20 protein-coding genes are annotated in these 18,219 nt (G+C 58.9%); 8 read left to right on the top strand and 12 right to left on the bottom strand.

The annotated features are described in order from the left end of the window. Nucleotides 1-102 precede the first annotated feature (102 nt). The gene (locus tag ACYVM5_RS19950) at nt 103-648 is read left to right on the top strand and encodes a hypothetical protein (protein ID WP_460619841.1); all 546 of its coding nucleotides are present in this window, start codon (nt 103-105) and stop codon (nt 646-648) included. A 111-nt stretch (nt 649-759) separates the two neighbouring features. Here ACYVM5_RS19950 and gldC read toward each other — a convergent pair whose 3' ends face one another. The 7 genes from gldC to ACYVM5_RS19915 all read right to left on the bottom strand — a co-directional run bounded on the left by gldC (nt 760) and on the right by ACYVM5_RS19915 (nt 8,159). Continuing rightward, complete coding sequence (gldC, locus tag ACYVM5_RS19945; protein WP_460619840.1) at nt 760-1,104, bottom strand: gliding motility protein GldC; 345 nt, start codon at nt 1,102-1,104, stop codon at nt 760-762. A gap of 137 nt (nt 1,105-1,241) precedes the next feature. Beyond that, entirely contained in the window at nt 1,242-2,366 is a 1,125-nt protein-coding gene (gene dnaN / locus ACYVM5_RS19940; RefSeq protein WP_460619839.1) for a DNA polymerase III subunit beta, read from the bottom strand. An 81-nt stretch (nt 2,367-2,447) separates the two neighbouring features. Further along, nucleotides 2,448-3,965: an FAD-binding protein gene (locus tag ACYVM5_RS19935; protein WP_460619838.1), complete on the bottom strand. Its 1,518-nt coding sequence runs from the start codon at nt 3,963-3,965 to the stop codon at nt 2,448-2,450. 4 nt (nt 3,966-3,969) lie between these two features. After that, complete coding sequence (gene gldG, locus ACYVM5_RS19930) at nt 3,970-5,703, bottom strand: motility-associated ABC transporter substrate-binding family protein (protein WP_460619837.1); 1,734 nt, start codon at nt 5,701-5,703, stop codon at nt 3,970-3,972. Further along, the gene (gene gldF, locus ACYVM5_RS19925) at nt 5,703-6,428 is read right to left on the bottom strand and encodes an ABC-2 transporter permease (protein WP_460619836.1); all 726 of its coding nucleotides are present in this window, start codon (nt 6,426-6,428) and stop codon (nt 5,703-5,705) included. The genes gldG and gldF overlap by 1 nt, the downstream gene beginning before the upstream one ends. A 128-nt stretch (nt 6,429-6,556) precedes the next feature. Further along, a complete protein-coding gene (gene gldA, locus ACYVM5_RS19920; protein WP_460619835.1) occupies nt 6,557-7,465 on the bottom strand; it encodes a gliding motility-associated ABC transporter ATP-binding protein in 909 nt (302 codons plus the stop codon). 1 nt (nt 7,466) lies between these two features. Next, nucleotides 7,467-8,159, bottom strand: a complete 693-nt coding sequence (locus ACYVM5_RS19915) for an SDR family oxidoreductase (RefSeq protein WP_460619834.1) — start codon at nt 8,157-8,159, stop codon at nt 7,467-7,469. A 27-nt stretch (nt 8,160-8,186) separates the two neighbouring features. Between ACYVM5_RS19915 and ACYVM5_RS19910 the strand changes: the two genes are divergently transcribed. Next, nucleotides 8,187-8,984, top strand: coding sequence for a GIN domain-containing protein (locus ACYVM5_RS19910; RefSeq protein WP_460619833.1), 798 nt, complete (start codon nt 8,187-8,189; stop codon nt 8,982-8,984). 20 nt (nt 8,985-9,004) lie between these two features. Next, on the top strand, nt 9,005-9,445 hold the full coding sequence (locus tag ACYVM5_RS19905) for a GldL-related protein (RefSeq protein WP_460619832.1): 441 nt from the start codon (nt 9,005-9,007) through the stop codon (nt 9,443-9,445). Nucleotides 9,446-9,452: 7 nt separating this feature from the next. On the opposite strand, the gene ACYVM5_RS19900 is transcribed toward ACYVM5_RS19905, so the two are convergent. Continuing rightward, on the bottom strand, nt 9,453-10,184 hold the full coding sequence (locus tag ACYVM5_RS19900) for an SDR family oxidoreductase (protein ID WP_460619831.1): 732 nt from the start codon (nt 10,182-10,184) through the stop codon (nt 9,453-9,455). Between the two features lie 90 nt (nt 10,185-10,274). On the opposite strand from ACYVM5_RS19900, the gene ACYVM5_RS19895 reads away from it, so the two are divergent. After that, nucleotides 10,275-11,006 carry an MlaE family ABC transporter permease gene (locus tag ACYVM5_RS19895; protein ID WP_460619830.1) on the top strand — a complete coding sequence of 244 codons (732 nt, stop codon included), beginning with the start codon at nt 10,275-10,277 and terminating at the stop codon, nt 11,004-11,006. A 21-nt stretch (nt 11,007-11,027) separates the two neighbouring features. After that, nucleotides 11,028-11,843 (top strand): ABC transporter ATP-binding protein, encoded by an 816-nt coding sequence (locus ACYVM5_RS19890; RefSeq protein WP_198070392.1) that lies wholly within the window; start codon nt 11,028-11,030, stop codon nt 11,841-11,843. Nucleotides 11,844-11,917: 74 nt separating this feature from the next. On the opposite strand, the gene ACYVM5_RS19885 is transcribed toward ACYVM5_RS19890, so the two are convergent. The 4 genes from ACYVM5_RS19885 to ACYVM5_RS19870 form a co-directional block, all read right to left on the bottom strand. Continuing rightward, nucleotides 11,918-12,454 (bottom strand): metal-dependent hydrolase, encoded by a 537-nt coding sequence (locus ACYVM5_RS19885; protein WP_460619829.1) that lies wholly within the window; start codon nt 12,452-12,454, stop codon nt 11,918-11,920. 112 nt (nt 12,455-12,566) lie between these two features. Next, nucleotides 12,567-13,199, bottom strand: coding sequence for a bifunctional nuclease family protein (locus ACYVM5_RS19880; RefSeq protein WP_460619828.1), 633 nt, complete (start codon nt 13,197-13,199; stop codon nt 12,567-12,569). Between the two features lie 214 nt (nt 13,200-13,413). Then, nucleotides 13,414-14,391: an electron transfer flavoprotein subunit alpha/FixB family protein gene (locus ACYVM5_RS19875; protein WP_460619827.1), complete on the bottom strand. Its 978-nt coding sequence runs from the start codon at nt 14,389-14,391 to the stop codon at nt 13,414-13,416. A gap of 123 nt (nt 14,392-14,514) precedes the next feature. Beyond that, nucleotides 14,515-15,255 carry an electron transfer flavoprotein subunit beta/FixA family protein gene (locus ACYVM5_RS19870; protein WP_198070396.1) on the bottom strand — a complete coding sequence of 247 codons (741 nt, stop codon included), beginning with the start codon at nt 15,253-15,255 and terminating at the stop codon, nt 14,515-14,517. A gap of 154 nt (nt 15,256-15,409) precedes the next feature. Here ACYVM5_RS19870 and ACYVM5_RS19865 point away from each other — a divergent pair, with 154 nt between their 5' ends. The 3 genes from ACYVM5_RS19865 to ACYVM5_RS19855 all read left to right on the top strand — a co-directional run bounded on the left by ACYVM5_RS19865 (nt 15,410) and on the right by ACYVM5_RS19855 (nt 18,211). Then, the gene (locus ACYVM5_RS19865; RefSeq protein ID WP_460619826.1) at nt 15,410-15,748 is read left to right on the top strand and encodes a tetratricopeptide repeat protein; all 339 of its coding nucleotides are present in this window, start codon (nt 15,410-15,412) and stop codon (nt 15,746-15,748) included. 253 nt (nt 15,749-16,001) lie between these two features. Further along, nucleotides 16,002-16,763, top strand: a complete 762-nt coding sequence (locus tag ACYVM5_RS19860) for a DUF937 domain-containing protein (protein WP_460619825.1) — start codon at nt 16,002-16,004, stop codon at nt 16,761-16,763. 140 nt (nt 16,764-16,903) lie between these two features. Then, nucleotides 16,904-18,211 (top strand): TolC family protein, encoded by a 1,308-nt coding sequence (locus ACYVM5_RS19855; protein WP_460619824.1) that lies wholly within the window; start codon nt 16,904-16,906, stop codon nt 18,209-18,211. Nucleotides 18,212-18,219 lie beyond the last annotated feature (8 nt).

Below are 18,219 nucleotides of genomic sequence, written 5' to 3'. Positions count from 1 at the left end.
AAATCCGAACCGTGCCGCGCTTTTTTGCGTTGAATTCGGTGACTGCGCCGCTCAGGGCTGGCCCGGTCCTTGCGTAAGTGTGCAACTGAAACCCCTACGACGATGACGACGAAAACTGCTTTTGCTTCTCTTTTCCTGGCGCTTCTGGCCGGTTCTGCTGCCGCCCAGCAGGGGCCGAACAGCACCGTGGCCGTGCAGGACAAAACCCAGTCCAGCCCCCGCCTCAACCCCGTGCAAGCCCGTGCCGACCGCCTCAGCGAACAAATGGTGCGCGACCTGCACCTGAACAACTACCAAGCCACTAAGCTCCGCGCCGTCAACGCCGATAAAATCGCCAAGATGGCGGCAATTGAGCGCAAAAATGCCGGCAACCAAAGGTTGATTGATGAGCAGTGCAATGGCGTCTGCAAAGAGCGGGACCAGGAATTCCAGGCCTTTCTCAGCAACGACCAGTACACCAGCTATTTCGGCTCCCGCGGCGTTTATAACAAAACGGACCGCGACTTTGCCAACCAGTCAGCCAGTATTTTGCTCACCAATTCGGTGCAGAACCCGTCGCCGGCCCGCGCCAATGATGCTTCTATTGCCCCGACCAGCACCCGGCCCACCAACCGCCCCTCGGGTAACCTGGGCCGCAACGCTCGATAATGTAATGTCAGCTTTAGCTTAAGCTCCGAATGCAAAAAAGCCCCGCCGGATATTTCCGGCGGGGCTTTTTTATAGAATTTGTGTTCCAGAAAGCACAAGCTATAGCATGTGTTACAGGCGCTCCTGGGTTTGCTCCTGCTTATCGAGGTACTCCGACAGCTCTTTGCAGAGGGCGCGCATCTTGTTGGCCATCTCCTTATCGTCGGTTGCCGTTACGATGTTCTCGGCCATCGAGCCGATGTTGTCGACCACGAAGCGCTTCATCTCGTCCACGGGCATGTCCTTGGTCCAAAGGTCAATTTTCATGGTGCCGACCTGCTCCCGGTCCCACAGCGCAATGTTGATGGCTTTAGCAAAGTGGATGTCCGGTCCTGCGTCGGTAGCCGACCAGCTGATGGCCTCGGGTACTTTGTTATCGTCGAGGGCGATGCTGAAGCGGATTTCTGATTTTTTCATATCGAGTAAAAAGTTGTCATCCTGAGCATTTTGCGCATAAAGCAAAGACGAAGGACCTTATCAAATCAGAACGATTGTCGTTCAGCGGTGATAAGGTCCTTCGCTACGTTCAGGATGACAGTTTTGGAGGCAAAAAGTTAAACGTAGTTGTTCAGCATTACCGGCATCACCAGCATCAGGATGCTTTCGTTGTCGTCCGGGGTGGTGGGCATGAGCAGGCCGGCGCGGTTGGGCGTGCTCAGCTCCAGCGTGATTTCCTCGGAGTCGATATTCGAGAGCATTTCGAGCAGGAAGCGGGCGTTGAAACCGATTTCCATGTCCTCGCCGTCGTACTGGCAGGTAAGTGTTTCCTTGGCTTCGTTGCTGAAATCGAGGTCTTCGGCCGATACCACCAGCTCCGAGCCGGCCAGGCGCAGGCGCACCTGGTGGGTGGTTTTGTTGGAGTAGATGCTGATGCGGCGCACCGAATTCAGCAGCTCGGCGCGGTTGATGATGAGCTTGTTAGGGTTGCTCACCGGAATCACGTTTTCGTAGTCCGGGTACCGCTCGTCAATCAGGCGGCACACGAGGCGCATCTGGTTGAAGGAGAAGAAAGCATTGCTCTGGTTGAACTCCATCTTCACCGGCGTGGCCTCCGAAGGCAGGGTGCCTTTCAGCAGATTGAAGGCTTTGCGCGGGATGATGAGGTTGGCGGTTTGGCCGGCGCCCACGTCCTGGCGGCGGTAGCGGAGCAGGCGGTGCCCGTCGGTAGCCACGAAGGTCACCTGCGAGTCGGCCAGCTGCACCAGAATGCCGGTCATGGCCGGGCGCAGCTCGTCGGTGCTCACCGCGAAGATGGTTTTGTTGATGGCGCGGGCCAGCGACGAGGAGGGCATCTCAATCGGGGCTGAGCCCTTCACCACCGGCACGCGGGGGAAGTCGGCGGCATTCTCGCCGGCCAGCTTGTAGCGGCCGTTCGAGGAGCTGATTTCGATGGTGTACGTTTCCTCGTCCAGCGTGAAAGTTACGGGCTGGTCGGGCAGGTTCTTGAGGGTATCGAGCAGGATGCGGGCGGGCGCAGCAATGCGGCCGGTTTCGCGGGCCTCCACGGGCAGCTCGGTAATCATGCTGGTTTCCAAGTCGGAAGCCGTGATGGTAAGCTTACCGGCCTCAATCTCAAAGAGAAAGTTCTCCAGAATGGGCACCACGGGGTTGTTCGTGACCACGCCGTTGATGCTTTGCAGCTGCTTGAGCAGCGCGGAGGACGAAACAATGAATTTCATAAGAAAGGCCTTGGTTGGGGTTGGGGGAGGGCAAAGATACGCGCCGGGGTTGGCGTTTGGAAGCTGGAATGTAGACCTTAATTATCGGCGTGCTGTTAACGAAGTATCAGCACCTAAAATCCGGTATTGTAGGTAAAACTTGTTTTGAAACAGCTCATCGGGGTCATACTGTTTTTTCTGGCGTAGAAATGCCGGCATCATCGGGTATGCCCGTGATAATTGTGCTGGGGTGGCGTGCAGTCGATAGGGGAGATAATACACTCCATCGAGTTTTATGGCGGCGTCAATCAACTCTTGCGTGAGGGCTTTCATATCCAGTTCAGCCTGCGGAGTGATATCCTGATTGAAGAACATCACAAAGCCAAACATTTCTTCGCGAGCATAGGAAAGGAATGTGTCGTGGTCTGGGTACACATTGCGGAGGGTAATATTCAGCAAATCCGCTTTATGCTTGGGTACGATGCGCTGCAATGCCCGCCGGAAAGCGTCAAAGTTGCGCCTTGGAATGAAGTATTCGTGTAGGATGTCGGTTTGGCCAGCGGTGCGATTCATATACAGCGCCGGATTTTCATTCATAATCTGATTGCGGGAAAACTCGTTGCCAACCTGGGTGCGTGTGAAGGTGCGCTCCATATTCCAGCGTAGCTGCTTGCCGTAGCCATCGCGCTTCGAGCCCAGAAAAATGGCGCGTTTCAGCTCTGCAAGGCCGGGCTCCTGCAGCGTACTGCCTGTGGGCGCTGGCCGTTCGCGCTCAAAGTAATTGAGCATTACGTCTTCAAGAAAATTGTCAGGCGTCACGTTGAGGCGGCCGTAAACCAGCCGAATCCGCGGGTTCATATCAACATGCTCACGGTATTGCGTCAGGTACGAGGATGCCGGCGCGTAGACGCGGTGGTAAGAATAAATTTCATTCGGAACCGTGCGCAGCTTAACCTCCAGTATAATGCCCATCAGGCCGTAGCCGCCCAATGCCAGTGAAAACAGACGCTGGTTTTGCTGTCGGCTACACGTCAGCAATTGTCCATTGGCTATGAGCAACCGCAACGATTCGACCGTAGCTGCAATCGGAGGTTGATTGGGCTGCCAGCCGTGGCAATTCACGCTCAACGAACCACCTACGGAAAACGCATTATCCGATTGCATGGTGGATATGGCGCGGCCGTAACGATTTAAATACGGAATAATTTCAGCCCACAAAGCCCCGCTGCCTACTGTCAGTATATGCGTTACGGTATCGAGTGAGAACTGCCGGAAGGGCAGCATATTTATCCGAATACCATCAGGCGCAAGCGTATGGCCACCCATGCTATGGCTGGCCCCAGCAATTGAAACTGGTAAGTGATGCTGGTGAGCATAGCGTAACAGTTCGCGTAGCTGGCGCAATGCGGCGGCCGTGTCAGTTGCAACGGCAACTTCTTTGCGGATAGCAGTTTGGTTTAACCGACTAACATCGTTGGCTTGCCCTTTGGCCAAGCGAACCAGATTATTAGCATCGTGCTGGCGAGCATGCCAAAGGTGGCTAATCGGGCGAATGAGTAAGCCTAAAAGCAAGCAAACAAGCAACAGCAGGCTTGCGAGAATGACCTGTTTCCGCTTCATTAGCCTACGCCGTTTCAAACCCCGCATACCGCCGCTTGCGCCGCCACGCCCGTACGGCCCCAAACGCCCCTAGCAGCACCAACGGCGCGCCGAGGTTCAGCAGCTGCCAGCGGCGGCGCTGTTCGGCCAGCTTCACTTTATCGAGGGGACGGAGGGTGATTTGCTTGCCGCGCACGGCGATGAGGCCGGTTTCGTCGAGCAGGTAGTCGGTGGCGTTGAGGACGAGCTCGCGGTTGGCAAATTCGGTGTTGGCGAGGCGGTCGAAGCCCAGGCGGTAGGGGTTGCCGGTTTTGGGGTCGATGTCGGAACGGATGAAGTCGCCATCGGCCAGCACCAGGATTTTGCTGGGCTTGGCGTTGGCTGGCTTTTCGGGCTGAAACTGTAGGGTGCCGGGCCGGGCGCGGTTAGCGAAGAGCGAGGTGAACTGGCCTTCGAGCAGGTAGCCTACCGGCTGGAAGCCCTTCTGATAGAGCTTGGGGTTGGGCTCGAGGCGAGCGTCGTTGAAGTTGATGGGCACCGGGGCGGGCAGCAAGCGGGTGTAGCGCGAGGTGCTCAGCAGGGCAGTTTTGCGGATGCCGGTGGCCTTCACCGTGTCGAGGTTGCCCACAAATTTCAGGTACACCGCGTCGAGGTTGCGGGTGATGGGGTGGGGGCTGAACTTGTTGATGAGCGGGTAGAGCTGCCAGGGCATGGGCTCGATTTTGGGCTTGTTGCCCTCCATGCCCGTCACGAGCGGAATCTGGCCGCTGTTGAGGTCGAGCAGCAGGTTGGGGTTCAGGCGCAGGCCGTATTTGAAGAACAGGTCGTCGAGGTTGAGGTTGTAAGGCGTGGCCAGCGAGGCCCCGTTGCGGCTCACGCTGTCGAGGTCGACGCGCAGGGCATCGACGAAAAACAGCGCCCGGCCGCCCTGGGTGATGAATTGGTCGAGCTTGAACTTGTCGTCTTCGGAATAAGGCGTTTTGGGCTGGGCCACCACGATGGCATCGAGCGCGCTCAGGTCCTTCACCTTGCTCAGCGTCACCCGGAACACGTCGTACTGCTGTTGCCACGAGCCGAGCATGTCGCCGGCCTGCACGTTGTCGAGTTCGCCGTGGCCTTCCACCACGCCGATGCGCTTGCGCAGGCTGGGCACCAGCGCCCGGATGGTGCTGGCCAGCTCGTATTCGAGCCCTTCGATGCTTTGGTTGAGGCGCACTTCGGCCGGGGCGGCCTGGTTGCCGCGCAGCAGCAGCACCGATTTGTCGTGCCCGCCCACGCTCACCACGGCGTAAGGAAAAATGATTTTCTCGACGCGCTTGCCGTTTTCGGTGGCGCCGAGATTGGTGGGTTTCAGTCCCTTTTTGAAAAGGGTTTGGTAGAAGGCGTTGCGGGCGGCTTCGGTGCTGCCGGCGCTGGGGTCGATGAAAATGTAGTTCAGGTTGGCCCCGCCGTACACCTGGAATTCGGTCAGCGTCTCGCGCACGCCCTGCTCCAGGCGGCGGAAGGCGGGCGGGAAATCGCCGGTGAGGTACACCGTGATGGTGACCGGTTGCTTCAAATCGCGCAACAATTTCTTGGTCGCGTCCGACATGGTGTAGCGCTTTTCCTCGGTCAAATCGAGCCGGAAAAAGAAGCGCTGGGCCGTGAAATTGAACAGCAGCAGCAAGCCTACTACTGCGGCAAATTGCAGCAAATCACGTTGCTTGCGGGAGGCCGGAACCGGGGCGGCTACCGGGGAGGTCGTCAACGTATTTTCCATTACCAATTACGACTCCGTAGTGCTAAGCGAGTGGCCTGCAAGGCAATTGCCACCAAGCTAAAGAAATAAACTAAATCCCGAGAGTCAATCAGGCCCTTGCTGAGGTCGCGGTAGTGCGCCGCGATGCCGAGCTGACTCACGTAGTAAGCCGAGCTGCCCTGCAGCACCGAGGCCAGCGAATCGAACCCCGAATACACCAGAAAGCAGCCCACCACGGCCACCAGAAAGGCAATAATCTGGTCGCGCGTGAGGGCCGAGGCCAGTACGCCAATGGCCGCAAATACCGCCGCCAGCAACGCCAGCCCCAGGTAGGAGCCCACCGTAGCGGCCGAATCGATGTTGCCCTCGGGGCTGCCTAACTTGTACACCGAGTAGTAGTAGAGCAGCGTGGGCACCAGCGCCAGCAGGGCCAGCAGCAGACAGGCTAGGTACTTGCCGCCGATAATCTGCCCGTCCGTCAGCGGCCGCGTCAGCAGCAGCTCAATGGTGCCGGCCTTCTTCTCCTCCGCAAACGTGCGCATGGTGAGAGCCGGGATGAGGAACAGGAAAATCCACGGGGCCAGGTTGAACAGCGTCTGCAGGTCGGCGTAGCCGTAGTCGAGTACGCTGCTATCGGGAAAAACCCAGACGAACAGGCCCGTCGCAATCAGGAACACCCCCAGCACCACGTAGGCCACGGGGGAGTTCAGGAAAGCGTTAAATTCTTTTCTTAGAATGGTGAGCATTTTTTACCGTTTGTCATCCTGAGCGCAGCGAAGGACCTTCTCACGTTCGCTGGGTTTATAATACTACCTATGGTTCAACTGTCATAAAGTCCTTCGCTGCGCTCAGGATGACAGTCGATTAAATTGTTCTACTTCGTCAATTCCCCAAATACCTCCTCCAGGCTCTGCTGCTCCTGCCGCAGCCCCAGCAGAATCCAGCCTTCCTGCCCGGCCAGGCGCGACACAGCGGCGCGGACATCAGTGCCCGGCGCGGTGCGCAGCAGGACGGCGCCATCGGGCGCGAGTTCGACGTGGCGCACGTTGGGCAATTTGGCCAGTTTGGCGGTGTCCACCGCGCCTTCGAACTCGGCGCGGACTACAGTTTCGCCGGCGGCGCGGGCGGCCAGCTCAGCCACCGGGCTGTCGGCCACCAGCTTGCCGCGGCTGATGATGAGCACGCGGGAGCACAGCGCCGTGACTTCGGGCAGAATGTGGGTGCTGAAAATGACGGTTTTATCCTCGCCCACCTCGCGGATGAGCTGGCGGATTTCCAGAATCTGGTTGGGGTCGAGGCCGGTGGTGGGCTCGTCGAGAATGAGCACGTTGGGGTCGTGAATCAGGGCCTGGGCCAGGCCCACGCGCTGCCGGTAACCCTTGCTGAGCGCCCCAATTTGCTTGTTCTGCTCGCGGCTCAGGCCCACGCGGCGCACCAGCTCACTCACGCGGTTGCGCAGGCCGGCGCCGCGCAGCCCGTGCACTGCCCCAATGAATTCGAGGTACTCGTGCACGTACATATCGAGGTAAAGCGGGTTGTGCTCGGGCAGGTAGCCCACGTGGCGGCGCACTTCCAGGCTGTCGGTAAGTACGTCGTAGCCGGCCACGCGCACGGTGCCGGCGGTGGGAGGAAGGTAGCCGGTGGCAATTTTCATGGTCGTGCTTTTGCCCGCGCCGTTTGGCCCGAGGAAGCCCACTATTTCACCCTTGCCCGCCGTGAAGCTGATGTTGTCCACGGCGTTCTGGGTGCCGTAGGTTTTGGTCAGGTGCTCGATTTCTACCATATTATTTGACTTGCGCCGGGCGCAGCTGAATCTCGGAAATCATTGTCGTGTCCGGCGCTTCGATGGCGTGCACAATGGCGGCCGCAATATCTTCGGGCTGCATCTTGTGCGGGTCGGGCGTGGTACCGGGCTCTTTGCCGTTGAAGTTGGTCTCGACCGAGCCCGGCATGATGCAGGTGACACGAATACCCGCCGGCCGCACCTCCTTAAACAACGCGTCCGAAAATCCTCGCACTGCGAATTTGGTGGCGCAGTAGCCCGACATTCCGGCTGTGCCCGCCGTGCCGGCCAGCGACGCCACGTTCACGATGTGGCCCGCGTGCTGGCGCTTCATTTGCGGCAACACGGCGCGGGTGCAGAGGAAGGTGCCCAATACGTTGGTATCGAACATCGTTTTCCAATCCTCAGTCCTGAAGCCATCGACCTCGCCCATAATGCCCAGGCCGGCGTTGTTGACCAGCACGTGGATTTCGGGGCCTAACTCACGCTGGGTATTGGTGAAGGCTTCGGTGATGGAGTGCTCATCCTGCACGTCGCACTCGAAAAACTGGAACCGGTCGTGCACCAATCCCGCAGGAGCGGAGCGCGCCCAGCCGGCCACGGCCGCGCCACGCGCCAGCAGGGCTTCGACGGTGGCGCGGCCAATTCCTTTGCTCGCGCCCGTGACGATGGCAACTTTACCGGTGAGGTCCATTTATCTTTGGGAAAAGTAAGGCTGAATATGCGCAATACGAGTTTGCGGCCGCAAGTTAGCGGCCTGGGTGGGTTTAGGGTACTGCGCGGCCTGGGCCGCATCGGATTCGGTCTTGCCCTGATGGTTGGTTTGAGCACCTGCGGCTCCGGCCACGGTACCGATTGCCTGAAAAGTACCGGCACCATCGTCACCCAGCGCCGCGACGTAGACGCCGGCCTGGTCACCGTCACGGCCTTCGACAACGTGGACCTGCGCCTCGTGCAGGATACGCAGACCTATGCCGAAGTGCGGGCCGGCGAAAACCTCATCAGCGACATTGTGCTCACGCGCAAAGGCAATGCGCTGGAAATTAACAACACCAGCACCTGCAACTGGGCCCGCAGCTACGACACGCCCCGCGAAGTGACGCTGCACGTGCCGCGCATCACCAATGTGTTTTTGCGCGGGCAGGGCAATACCAGCACCGTGGGCCAGTTTGTGCAGGACACCATCTTCTTTCACCTCATCGGGGCCGGCGACATGGCCCTCAACGTGAAAGCGCGCCAGCTTTATCTCGACCAGTACGAACTGGGCGATATGACGATACAGGGCACCGCCGAGCGGATGGATTTCACGTTGGGCGGCTCGGGGCGGCTGTTTGCCCAGGGCATAACGCCCAAGGTCTGCTATTTTACCCTGACGCGCGACAGCGACGGCGACGCCCACGCGCGCGCCAGCGAAGCCCTGGCCGGTACTGTAGCCGGCAATGGCACCTTGTATTACGGTGGCGCACCCACGGTTACCGATATTAAAGTAACCGGCAACGGCAGCAAAAAGCAGGAGTAGCGTCACCCATTATCCCGCGCATGACTGATTTCCTTGCTACCTGGGCTTCAACGCCGCTGGCTATTTTGAAATGGATGCTGCTGGGCCTGTTGCTCACCAGTAGCGGCATCTGGAACAACACGCGCCTGGCCATCGGGCTCGGCCTGGGGCTGGCCTTGGTGGGCGTAGGCGCATTATTTAAGATTGAGCACTGGGAATTTAGTGACCAATTGCTCCTAGCAGGTGCTTTGGCCGTAGCCATTACCTACGGCCTCTGGTTTCGCGCTAAGTCGCAGCGCGGGCTGCTCGATTACTTAAAAATCGCCTGGGTGCTGACTGCCATGAGTGCCGTGGTGGCCATGTCCCTGTTCCGCCCGTGGCTAAAGCCACTTGCTGGCATTGCCGAAGCCCTGTTCTGGGCTGTGGCACTGCTTTATGTTTATGAGCGCTGGATTCGCCGGCCCGCGCCGGAATCCGAATAGTCCGCGTTTATAAATCGCCCAACTGCGGCCGAATCAGCAGCTCTTCCACCACGGCTTGGGGCGAAAGGGAGTAGGTTGAAAAGACGGCTTCGGCTACGTCCTCGGCCTGCACAAACCGCTCAGCGGGCAGCTCCACGCCGGCCCAACTGGCCGTGAGCGTAGGGCCGGGCAACACGGCCGTAACGCGCACACCGCTGGTTTTCAGCTCCTCCCGCAGGTTTTTGGTAAAACCCAGCAGTGCGTGCTTGGCAATGCCGTAGGAGCCGCCATTGGGGTAAGCCGTGATGCTGGCCGTGGAGCAAACCGTGAAAATATGCCCGTGGCCCTGCGCAATGAGGCCCGGCAGCAGCGGCAGCGTCACGTCGTAAGCACTGAGCAGGTTCACGGCCAACATCTGGCGCAGCTGCGAGCCATCGGCGGGTTCGTCCTGCAAGCGGCCGGGAACGAAGGCCCCGGCGTTGTTCACCAGCACCTCTACGGGCAACCCCAGTCCCAGCACGAAAGCCGCGAAACGGGCGCAGTCGGCCTGCTGGCTGAGGTCGGCGGGCAGGGTGTGCAGCACGGCCCCGGGAACATCGGCCGCCAATTCGGTTGTAAGCGCGGCCAAGTCATTGGCCGAGCGGGCGCAGGTGGCCACCGGGTAGCCGGCCCGCAGAAAGCGCGCCACCACGGCGCGACCAATACCTTTGCTGCCGCCGGTGACGACAATTAATTTTTCGCTCGTTTGGGCTCTGTTCATCTGATTTACGTAAGGTGGCGAAGCCTCTGAAGTTTCGTCTGCGGCAACCGCCGCGCCCAAACTTCGGTTTTTATTTTTCAACAAATTCTTATGCTTAAATCTTTCGGCGCGTTTGTCCTTTTCCTGCGGGGCATGGTGGTGCGCACGGAGCGGTTCAGCGTCCTCTGGAACCGCACCATCGACGAAGCCATCCTTATCGGGGTCGATTCCATTGTCATCGTGTCCATCGTGTCGGCCTTCATCGGGGCCGTTACCTGCGTGCAGATTGCCTACAACCTGACCAATCCGCTCATTCCGCAGTCCACCATCGGCTACATGGTGCGCGAAATGACCATTCTGGAACTGGCCCCCACCATCACGAGCATCGTGCTGGCGGGCAAAGTCGGTTCCAGCATCGCCGGCGGCCTGGGCACCATGCGCATCACCGAGCAGGTGTCGGCGCTGGAAGTAATGGGCATCAATTCCACGTCTTACCTCGTGCTGCCGCGCATTCTGGCCGCGCTGCTCATGTTCCCGCTGCTGGTTATTCTGGCTATGCTGCTGTCCATCCTGGGCGGCTACCTGGCCGGCACCCTCACCGGCGTCATGACGGCCCAAGACTATATCGAAGGCATCCGCACCGATTTTATTCCTTATAACATCGTTTTTGCCCTCATCAAGGCCGTGGTATTTGCCTTCCTGGTATCGGGTATTTCGGCCTTCAAGGGTTATTACACCACCGGCGGCGCCCTCGAAGTAGGCGCAGCCAGCACCGGTGCCGTAACCAATTCCATCATCGCCATCCTCATTGCCGATTTCGCTCTGGCGGCGTTGCTGCTCTGATTATTAGCCACTAGCTACCATATGATTGAAGTATCCAACATCGAAAAATCCTTCGACGGCAATCCCGTTTTGAAAGGCATTTCGTGCGTGTTCGAAACCGGCAAGTGCAACCTGTTGCTGGGCGGCTCGGGCACGGGCAAAAGCGTGCTGTTGCAGTGCATTGTGGGGTTGATGAAGCCTGATATCGGCTCCATCACCTTCGATGGCACGGTTTACACCAACAGTAAAATCGATATCCGCCAGGAAATCCGCCGCAAAATCGGGATGCTGTTCCAGGGTTCGGCCTTGTTCGACTCGATGACGGTGGCCCAGAACGTGGAATTCCCGCTGCAAATGCTGACGCCCGAAATGTCGCCCGAAGAGCGGCGCGAACGGGTCGAATTCTGCCTCAAGCGCGTGGGCCTGGAAAACGCGGGCAACAAGATGCCCGCCGAAATTTCGGGCGGCATGAAGAAGCGCGTAGGCATTGCCCGCGCCATTGCGCCGCAATGTACATACCTGTTTTGCGACGAGCCCAACTCTGGCCTCGACCCCGCCACCAGTATCAAAATCGACAACCTGATTCACGAAATCACCCACGAATACAACATTACCACCGTCATCGTAACCCACGACATGAACTCGGTGATTGAGATTGGCGAGCACATCATTTTCCTGCACCAAGGCAAAAAGCTGTGGGACGGCACCAAGGACGAAATCCTGAACGCCACAGTGCCCGAGCTGCGCGACTTCATCTTCAGCAGCAGCCTGGTGCGCGCCGCCAAGCGCGTCGACGAAGAAACCGAAGGCGGCATGGCCGCTTTTGCCGAAGAAAGCGAATCTGGCGGCGGTATCTAGGCGCGTCCTGCTGCTACGTAAAAAGCCCGTTCGCTGCACAGCGAACGGGCTTTTTACGTAGCAGCAGGACGACGTTATGCTTGGGGTAGCAGCATTTGCAAATGCGCCAGATGGTGCCGCCCGTGCCAGGCGTATAGCGCCAACGCCTGGTCAAGCGTCGATTTGCGCTGGTTGCCGGGGTGGTAGAAGGTGCGCTGCCACTGCGCCTCGGTGAGGTGGTGCAGCAGCGTCACCCAACGCGAATGCAGCGCCTCCAGCAGCGTGAGCGACACCGTGATGGGCGTGGCGGCCACATCGGGCAGTTCGGCCCAGGCCTGCTCGTCGTAGGGGCTGATGGTGGGGTTGTCTTCCGTCAGAGCCAAGCGAAAGCGCACGTAGCTATTGATGTGCGAGTCGGCCACGTGGTGGATTACCTGGCGGCCGGTCCAGCCGCCGGGGCGGTAGGGGCGTTGCAGGCCCTCGCCGCCCACCTGGCGGGCCATAGCTGTGAGTTGGGCCGGCAGTTCCGCCAGCTGCTGGATAAGCGCCGTGCGTTCGGCCGGGGCCAGGGGACCGGTGGGCAGCTGCGGCCGGCCGATGGGGTATTTGAGTGCGTCGAGGTTGGAGTCCATGGCTGCAAAGAAAACAAAAACGCTGCCCCCGATGAAGAGGGCAGCGTTGTGAGCAACAAAGTTAGGAAGACATAATCCGTGAAAACCGTCGAATCCGAGTGAACTCGTGGTTCTAGCCGTTGCGCTTGTTTAGCTCGTCACGGATTTTGGCGGCTTTCTCGTAATCTTCTTTTTCGAGGGCCTGGGCCAGCATTTTGGTTAGCTCATCCAACGAAACCTGGCCGCTGGGTTCGCGGGGCTCGGGCTGGGCCCGGCTGGCGCGCGGCGAGTCCGTGTCGTTGTCGTCATCCTCGTCGTCCTCGTCCTCTTCGGCTTCGCTTTCGGCTTCGTCGAGGTCAGAAAGGATGATACCGGCTTCGCTCAGCACACCTTCAACCGTGTAAATGGGTACGCCAAAGCGCAGGCCAATGGCAATGGCATCGGAGGGACGGGCATCGATATCGAAGGTTGTAGCGCCATCGGAGCACACAATGCGCGAATAGAAAACGCCTTCTTTGAGGTCGGAAATCACCACCTCTAGAATTACCACGTGTACGTGCTCAGCAAAAGACTTAAACAGGTCGTGCGTGAGCGGCCGATTGGGGCTAATCTTTTCTATTTGAATAGCAATGCTTTGTGCTTCAAACATGCCAATGATAATGGGCAAGCGGCGGTTGCCGCCCTTCTCGCCCAGAATCAGCGCGAAGGAGCCAGATTGCGACTGGCTGGACGAAAGCCCCAGGATTTCAAGCTGGATTTTTTTCAAGGGAATAAGGAACTGGATGTCTTGGAAGCGGAAAGGGGGGAAGGGGCCGGGCCGAAGCCGGTAGACAGGATGTACGTGCAAATAAAGAAAAGTCCGGGTATCTGCGGCCAAAACCTACCGTAGAAACCGGAAATGCCGAAAAAAGATTGGGGACCCGGGCCGGGGCTTCTTGCGAAAACCACCGGACCGAGTCCCCAATGCCTGCACGTAATCCTTAGTTAAGGGCCTTCACGGCGGCGGTTAGCTTGGGCAATACGTCAAAAACGTCGCCCACGATGCCATAATCGGCCGCTTTAAAGAAAGGAGCCTCCGGGTCTTTGTTGATGACCACAATCACCTTCGAGCTGTTCACACCGGCCAAATGCTGGATAGCCCCCGAAATGCCGCAGGCAATGTACAGGTTCGGCGAGATGGTGATGCCGGTCTGGCCCACGTGCTCGTGGTGAGGGCGCCAGTCCACGTCCGATACGGGCTTGGAGCAGGCCGTAGCTGCACCCAGGGCTTTCGCGAGGTCCTCAATGAGGTCCCAGTTCTCCGGGCCTTTCATGCCGCGGCCACCCGATACCACGAGCTCGGCCTCGGGCAGCAAAATGCCGCCGGCCTGGTCCTGCATCACCACCTGCGTGGGCGCATCGGCAAAGTCTGCGTCCGACAGCTGGGCGGCGAAGCTGGTTACTTCGGCTGTTTTGCCAGCATCGTGCTTGGCTTCAGTCGAGTTTTTCTTCACGGCGATGATTTTGCGGTCGCCGCTCAGCACCACGTCCGAAAACGCCTTGCCCGAGAACGCGCCGCGCTTCACCGTGAACTGGCCGCCGTCGGTTTTGGGCAGCTCCACCACGTTGGTAGCCAGGCTGGCCTTCAGCCGCACCGACAGGCGCGAGCCTACTGCCGCGCCAATGTTGCTATTGGCCAGCACGATGATTTTAGCCTGTTCCTGCTCAGCTGCCGTGGCAATGAGCTTGGTGTAAGCATTGTTCACAAAATCCTTGAGGCGGGGCTCGGCATCGAACAGCACTTTCGTAATGCCCTGCTCGCCGAGCTTGGCCAGGTTGGCTTCATTGGCTTCGCCCACGGCAATGGCCGTGGCGGTAGTGCCCAGTTGGGCGGCCACCTGCGCCCCGTAGGAGGCAACTTCGAGCGACGACTTTTTTACTTCGCCGTCGGCGCATTCAACTACAACTAATACAGACATGGTTTTTTATTTTTGTCATCCTGAGCGCAGCGAAGGACCTTATCACGCTCGCGCCGCTGAGTTAGTTAGAGCAAACGAAGGGAGCCGTGATAAGACGCTTCCTTCGTCAGCATGACAGACGAATTAGATAACCTTTGCTTCGTTGCGGAGCAGCTTGATGAGCTCGCCGGCATTCTCGGCATCGATGAGCTTTACGCCCTGCTTCTTGGGGGGCAGCGCGTACTCGGCCACGGTGGTGCGGGCGGGCTCGCCCACGGCGGGCACCACTTTCAGGGGCTTGGTGCGGGCCGTCATGATGCCGCGCATGTTGGGAATGCGGGGCTCGCACATGGGCTGCTGGCACGAGGCCACGAAGGGCGTGTTCACGGTCACGATTTCCTTGCCGCCTTCGATTTCGCGCTCCAGCGTGGCGGTGTTGCCGCTCATGTCCAGCTTCATGGCCGGGGCCACGGTCGGGATGCCGAGCATCTCGCCCACCATGCCGTGCACCTGGAAGCCGTTGTAGTCGATGCTTTCCTTGCCCATCAAAATCACGTCGTAGGCACCTTCTTTGGCAACAGCTGCAATCTGCTCAGCCACGAAATATGCATCCTGGGGCGCGGCATTCACCCGAATGGCATCATCGGCCCCAATGGCCAGCGCCTTGCGGATGTTCGGCTCGGTGTCGGCTTCGCCCACGTTGAGGACCGTAACGGTGCCGCTGCCAGCGGCTTCCTTCAACTCGATGGCGCGGGTGAGGGCATACTCATCCCAAGGGTTAATCACGAACTGCACCCCGGCCTTGTTGAACTCCTTGTTATCGGGGGTGAAGGCAATTTTGGTGGTCGTGTCGGGCACGTTGGAAATACAAACCAGAAACTTCATCTAAGCGGGATTAGGGTGGCGAAATCGATTGAAAAAGGCTGCATGCATAACAACCTATAGTAGCTTGCCGGTTTCCGGCAGCCAATCTTTACTAAGGGATATGCGAGGGAAAAGCCGCAATTTTGCCCCAAAGGTAAACAAAACTCCCGCCCTGATGAACACTCCCGCCACGCGTTTGCAACAGTTATTGGCTTTCTACGCCGACGACCCCACCGATGCCTTCACCATATATGCCCTGGCAACCGAATACCGCACTCTGGAGCCGGAACGAGCCTGGGAATTTTATGATAAACTCTTAACCGAGCACCCCGATTACGTGGGGACTTACTACCACGCCGGCAAGCTGTTGGAACAGTTTGGCAAAAAGGACGAGGCCGAAAAGGTGTACCGGACCGGACTAAAAGTAGCCCGGTCCGCAGGCCAGCAACACGCCGCCAGCGAACTGCTGCAAGCGCTGAATAGCTGCCTTGGGCTCGACTATGAGGACGATTAACTAAAAGCAGGGCCGGGACTGGGAGCCCGCCAGCCCGGGCTCCTTAAATGCAGATGTGTGGACAATGCCGGCTATTGTAATTGCTGGCAAGCCGTGCCAAAACCGTAAAAGATGATTTCATTCGGCGGGCAATTATTCAGGTTCGTCGGCGTAAAATTGAGTTTTACCGTGCAGGTGAATTCCATCTCTTTACTGATTAGGTACTTTGCAGTGACACCGAAAGAGAGGTTCTACCACGTCTTACTGTTCTGCTATGTCTGCGTTATTTTCTGCCATTACCCGGGCCTTTCCCAGAGAATTAATTAGCCATTTAGCTGCCCGCCTGGGCGAGGGCGAAAATGGCATGAAGCGCGCCCTGCAAGGCGTGCTGCCCGTGATGATGGGCGGTATGGCCCGGCAAGCCGAAGCCTCGGATGCGCAACTGCTTTTTGAATGGAGCAACCGGGCGTATCTAACAACGCAGTACGGGCTGGGCAGCGTGACCGGGATGCTGGGCATTCTGGGCGGGGGCCGGGAAGCCGGCAGCGCCATGATGCAGGGCGAAACGCTGCTGCTAGTGCTATTCGGCAATTCTTGGCAAACCATAGCCGCTTCGGTCAGCCGCTATGCGCAGGTGAAACGCACCACCGCCAGCACCTTGCTGATGCTGGTGGGCGCGGTGCTGCCGGGCCTGCTGGGCCAGTACGCCGAGCGTAACCGCTTGTCGGCGGTGGCAGTTACGGCAAATCTTATCGGCATCAAGAACCAGTTGAATTCCTTGTTACCCATCGACATGCGGGCTGTTGCTGATGCTCTTGGGCTAACGGCAGCCACCCAGCTAGCGAAGGGCCGCACCCGACAGGGACGAGCTATTTCCTGGGCCTTAATGCTTACCGTGTTGCTAGGTATGAGCAGCGCACGTGCGGGCTTGTTGGCCCATGCACTGCCAGCGGGTTCTACTCAGCTGGTGCAGGGGTGGTGCCTGATGGCTGCGCAGGTTGCCAGTGGGATGACCAGGACCACGCCAGCCATGTAGTAGCCACTCGGATTGCCAGGAATTGGCCCCTTTAAAAATGGGCGTTCACCGAGGTTTAGAGGGCGTTCAAGGGGGAAATGGAACATTCATTTTATCCTCATACAGGTACTGGCACCTTTGTCAGGAAATCAACGCCAATTATGTCCCGCTTCCCTTTTCTGGTTCTTTTTGGGGCGTGGTGCCTGGCCGCTCAGCCGGCAGCCGCCCAAAGCACCCCGGCTGTTCAGGCTACCCCAACTGACACCGTCCGCCTGACGCTGCCCGATGCCGAGCAGCGCTTTTTTCAAAACAACCTGGCCGTGCTGGCCCAGCAATACAACGTGACGGTGGCCCAGGCCCAGGCCGTGCAGGCCCGCCTCATCGATAACCCCACACTTTATGTGGAGCAGGACGTGCTGCGCCGCCGCATTGCCCGGCCCACGGTGCCGGAGGGCACTGCCAGCAGCGAGGCCGTGGTGACGGTGCAGCAGCTGTTTTCGCTGGCGGGCCGGCGCAAGGCCGCTGGCCAGGCCGCCCAGCAAGGGGCCGTGGTGGAGCAATACAACCTGCAGGACCTGCTGCGCAACCTGCGCTATCAGTTGCGAACCACGTTCTACGACCTGTATTTTAAGCAGCGCACCCTGACGGCTTACGCCACCGAAATTGCCTCGCTGACGCGCACCGTGGGCCTGTATCAGACCCAGTTTGAAAAAGGCAATATTGCGCTGAAAGAAGTTATTCGCCTGCGGGCATTCCTCTTCACGCTGCAAAGCGAGCGGCAGAATCTGCTCAACGACGTGGCTTCGGACCAAACCGACTTGCACGTGCTGGTGCGCGATGCGACCGGCACCCAGTTTGTGCCGGTGGTGGACGTGAATAAGACCCGCGACCTGAGCCTGAAAAATTACTCGGAGCAACAGCTGGCCGATACGGCCCTGGTGCTGCGCACCGACCTGAATGCCCGCCGCGCCACCGTGGAGCAGCAAAACCTGAACCTGCGCCTCCAGCAAAAGCTGGCCACGCCCGACCTGGCCGTGGGCTACACCTACGATAAGGCCGGCTCCTACATCAACAATTACAACGCGCTGACGCTGGGCATTGCGGTACCGATTTTCAACCGCAACCAGGGCAATATCCAGGTGGCCAAGGCCCAGATAGCTGGTAGTAAGCTGCTAGTGGACCAGCAGCAGCTGGTGGTGCAGAACGAGGTGCATCAGGCTTATCAGCTGGCCGCCCGCAACGACGAGTTGTTTCAGAACACTGACCGCGATACGGCCCCGTTTGCGCGGCTGATGGTGGGCATCGAGCAGAGCTACGCCAAGCGCATCCTGAGCGTGGTGGAATACCTGGACTTTTTTGAGTCCTACAAGAACAACTTGGTGCAGCTGAATACCTTGCGGGCCAACCGCGTGCGGGCTTTCGAGCAATTGAATTTTGCCGTGGGCAAGCCCATCTTCCGCGCCGAATAGCTTCGGCC

The sequence above is a fragment of the Hymenobacter ruber genome (assembly GCF_054783255.1).
The sequence above is the reverse complement of the archived record's forward strand: the minus strand, read 5'-3'. Positions and strand labels throughout refer to the sequence as shown.